Here is a 3438-nt window from a genome sequence, read left to right on the forward strand (position 1 = left end):
ACGAATGCAAACGCCGAAAGCAGCGCCGAGACGGGTAGGGTGATGATCCACGCTAGCCCGATCGGCTTCATCAGCGACCAGTTCGTGCTGCGATTTACCAAGCCGATACCCAAAATCGCGCCGATTAGCACGTGAGTCGAGGAGATCGGAAGCCCCAGCACCGATGCCGCCATGACGACGACGGCGCTTGCGAGCTCGGCGCTAAAGCCCGAGGCCGGGTGGATTTTCGTAAGATTGGTGCCTACGGTGGCGATCACCTCTTTGCCGATGAACCAAAGCCCCGCTATGAGGGCTACTGCGAACATTATCATAATCTGCTGCGGCACGGGAGTGGAGGGATTGATACTATTCGTAGCCATCGTATCGATGATGGCGGCAAACGGACCCACGGCGTTTGCGATGTCGTTGCTGCCGTGTGAAAAGGCAAAGCCGCTAGCAGTGAGCACCTGCAGCCAGCTAAACATCAAAAACGCGGATTTGTTTAAATTTGAGCGGCGCAGAGTTTTAGCGAAAATAAACATCAAAAGCCAGGTAATTAGCGTCGACATACCGATGATGAGGTAGTTGTAAAAATTCGTAAGTCCGAAATTTAGATTATGCAGCCCCTTAAATATCAGCATCGCAGAGATTACGAAAGCGCCGATACCCGCTACGGCGGGGATACCGTACTCTAGGGCTTTGTGAGATTTGAGCTTCTCTTTTTTCGCGTCAAGCTCGATCACCTTTTTATAATACTCGCTATCCAGCTCGCTTGGATCAAAATCGGGATCGCGCATCGCGTAGATATCGTGATTTAGCGCTTCTGCATAGGCGATCTTTTGAATGTCGTCCAGGGTCTCGAAGGTCTTTTTATGCAGTTTGCGGAGGGATTTTTTTTCGCGCTTTATGCGGTCGATCTTTATTTGAGCGTAGCGGTTGTAATCCAAAATATAATGCTTAATTAGCCAGAAAATTCCAAAGGAGATCACGCCGCCTAAAATCGGCGATAGCACCCAAGAGATCGCTATTTTGCCGATCTTATCCCACTGCACTAGCCAGAATGCGGAAGTCTCTGCGGTATTAAGCAGGGCGCCTAGCGTAAGTCCCGAGCCCACGATACCGCCGATGATCGCATGAGTAGTGGATACAGGCAAACCCTTTCTGCTGGCAAAAAGCAGCCACGCTCCCGCTGCGAAAAGCGCACTCATCATTACATAGATAAAATCCCTAGGATGTACGTCCATTTTGCTAAGATCGATTATGCCGCTGCGAATCGTCGAGGTTACTTCGCCGCCTGCGATTACCGCGCCGCTTGCTTCAAATACCGCCGCGATACAAAGGGCTTGCGCGATGCTAAGAGTGCCGCTTCCGACGCTGGTGCCGAAGGAATTTGCCACGTCGTTTCCGCCGATATTAAAGGCCATAAAGATGCCCAAAAATACCGAAACTAAAAATAGCATTTTATCGCCGCTTCCTATAAAACCGAATCCCCAGATAAGAAAATAGATTGTTACGCCGCAGAATATGCCGTAGAAAATGAGACTTATCTTGCTAGATTTCATAGCTCTCCCTTAAAATCCGCGAAATTTTACCACACGCGCCTTAATCCCCACTAAATCGCACGGGCGAGGTATATAAATTTTAATTTTAAAAGCGAATTTAGTGGCGCGCGCTAAGCTTTATTAAATCAATACTTCGTTACAATCCACATTAAATTTTAAAACCGAGGCGAAAAATGTCTAGAATTCCGCTGCAAAGCCCGTATTTCGGAATATTCGTAATGCTAATCCTGGCTTTTTGCGTCTTTTCACTCATCGTTAAACTATCCTCTTTGGTAGGCTCGCGTTTGGCAGACAGGCGCGACGAGCGGCTAAAGGGCGAAATTTACGAAAGCGGCCCCGAGGCCGTCAAACAGCCCAACCGAATGAACTCTCACTTTTTTTTGATAGCCGTACTTTTCATACTTTTTGACGTCGAGATTATCTTTATGTTTCCGTGGGCGGTAAATTTTAAAATTTTAGGCGTGTTCGGGCTTATAGAGATGGCGTTTTTCATCGTATTATTAGGCATCGGTTTCATCTACGCATGGAAAAAAGGAGCGCTAAATTGGCAGAGCATAAGATAAACTACGCGCGCGAAAACGGGCTTCCAGTAGTTCTCACCACCGTCGATAAACTGATCGCATGGGGCAGGAGCAACTCTTTGTGGGCGATGACGTACGGGCTTGCTTGCTGTGCGATCGAGATGATGGCGGCGGGCGCGGGCAGATTTGACTTCGACCGCTTCGGCACGATATTTCGCGCAAGCGCCAAGCAATCGGACGTGATGATAATCGCAGGCACGCTTAGCAAAAAGCACGCCGAGTTTACGCGCCGCCTATACGACGCGATGCCAGAGCCTAAATGGGTTATCAGTATGGGTAGCTGCGCCAATACCGGAGGGATGTTTAATACCTACGCTACGGTGCAGGGCTGCGACCGCATAGTGCCCGTGGATATTTATCTGCCCGGATGTGCGCCTCGTCCCGAGACGCTGCAGTTTGCGCTGATGGTGCTGCAAAAAAAGATCCGCACCCAAACTCCGCGCCGCGCACAAAAGGCAAAAAGGCTGATCTGATGAGAAAATTTAATCCCAAAGGCGATCAGAGTAAAAAAAATTACTACAAAGACAGATTTTTCGTTCCCGAAGAAACGCCTAAAACCAGCGCAAACGAGAGCGATTTCAAAGACGATCTGGACGCGCTTGAAGGCGTCCAAATTTTAAACTCATACGTGGAATTTAACACTCTCGTGCTCTATGTGGAGCCTGCGCAAAATTTAGCGGCGCTGCATGCGCTTAAGGGCGCGGGATATGAAATTTTATGCGAGCTAAGCGGCGTGGATTTTACCGAGGCTCGCGGCGGCATCGAGGTTTTTTATCAGCTTTTGGATATCAAAAGAGCGCGCCGTGCGCGGCTAAAGTGCTTCGTGTCAAACGAGAGCTTTTTACAAAGCGCTGCGGGCATCTACAAAAGCGCGAACTGGGCGGAGCGCGAGCTATACGATATGATGGGCGTTTGGATTGAAAATCATCCAAATTTAGCGCGCCTAATAATGCCCGATGATTGGTTCGGACACCCGCTTTTAAAGTCCTATCCGCTGCAAGGAGACGAGTTTGCCAAGTGGTACGAGGTGGATAAAATTTTTGGATCTGACGCGCGCGAGCGGATCGGCGAGGAGAACCGAAATTCCGCATTCGTGAACGAAAAAGATACCTTTAACTTCGCGCGGCTCTATCACGAGGGCGGTTACGGAGAGCCGCGGCCGCAAGAGAAAATTTTACAAGAATATCAGGAAGAGGGCGGCGTGCGCTTTGTAAAACGCGCTAAACGCGGAATTTACAAGATCATCATAAAGAGAAAATAATGCAAAATCCAAGTAAGCTAAGACCTTTTTTCGAAAACATCGAGTACGAGCGCGA

At 49.1% G+C, this 3438-nt stretch carries 4 protein-coding genes; 3 read left to right on the forward strand and 1 reads right to left on the reverse strand.

The features are described from left to right. The coding region (locus Q0614_RS04635) for an inorganic phosphate transporter (protein WP_298786880.1) at nt 1-1541 on the reverse strand (1541 nt) is incomplete at its 3' end. A 173-nt stretch (nt 1542-1714) separates the two neighbouring features. On the opposite strand from Q0614_RS04635, the gene Q0614_RS04640 reads away from it, so the two are divergent. From Q0614_RS04640 to Q0614_RS04650, 3 genes are read left to right on the forward strand one after another with little or no spacing between them, the layout of a single operon-like run. Beyond that, complete coding sequence (locus tag Q0614_RS04640; RefSeq protein WP_297883368.1) at nt 1715-2104, forward strand: NAD(P)H-quinone oxidoreductase subunit 3; 390 nt, start codon at nt 1715-1717, stop codon at nt 2102-2104. Then, nucleotides 2086-2595 carry an NADH-quinone oxidoreductase subunit B gene (locus tag Q0614_RS04645; protein ID WP_177386788.1) on the forward strand — a complete coding sequence of 170 codons (510 nt, stop codon included), beginning with the start codon at nt 2086-2088 and terminating at the stop codon, nt 2593-2595. The genes Q0614_RS04640 and Q0614_RS04645 overlap by 19 nt, the downstream gene beginning before the upstream one ends. After that, nucleotides 2595-3383 (forward strand): NADH-quinone oxidoreductase subunit C, encoded by a 789-nt coding sequence (locus Q0614_RS04650; protein ID WP_298786882.1) that lies wholly within the window; start codon nt 2595-2597, stop codon nt 3381-3383. The genes Q0614_RS04645 and Q0614_RS04650 overlap by 1 nt, the downstream gene beginning before the upstream one ends. Nucleotides 3384-3438 lie beyond the last annotated feature (55 nt).

The sequence above is a fragment of the uncultured Campylobacter sp. genome, assembly GCF_937997595.1.
Taxonomy (GTDB): Bacteria; Campylobacterota; Campylobacteria; order Campylobacterales; family Campylobacteraceae; genus Campylobacter_B.

Excerpts from the sequence above, each read along its gene's own strand:
- Q0614_RS04640 (WP_297883368.1), top strand. The coding sequence starts at position 1,715 with ATGTCTAGAATTCCGCTGCAAAGCCCGTATTTCGGAATATTCGTAATG.
- Q0614_RS04650 (WP_298786882.1), top strand. The coding sequence starts at position 2,595 with ATGAGAAAATTTAATCCCAAAGGCGATCAGAGTAAAAAAAATTACTAC.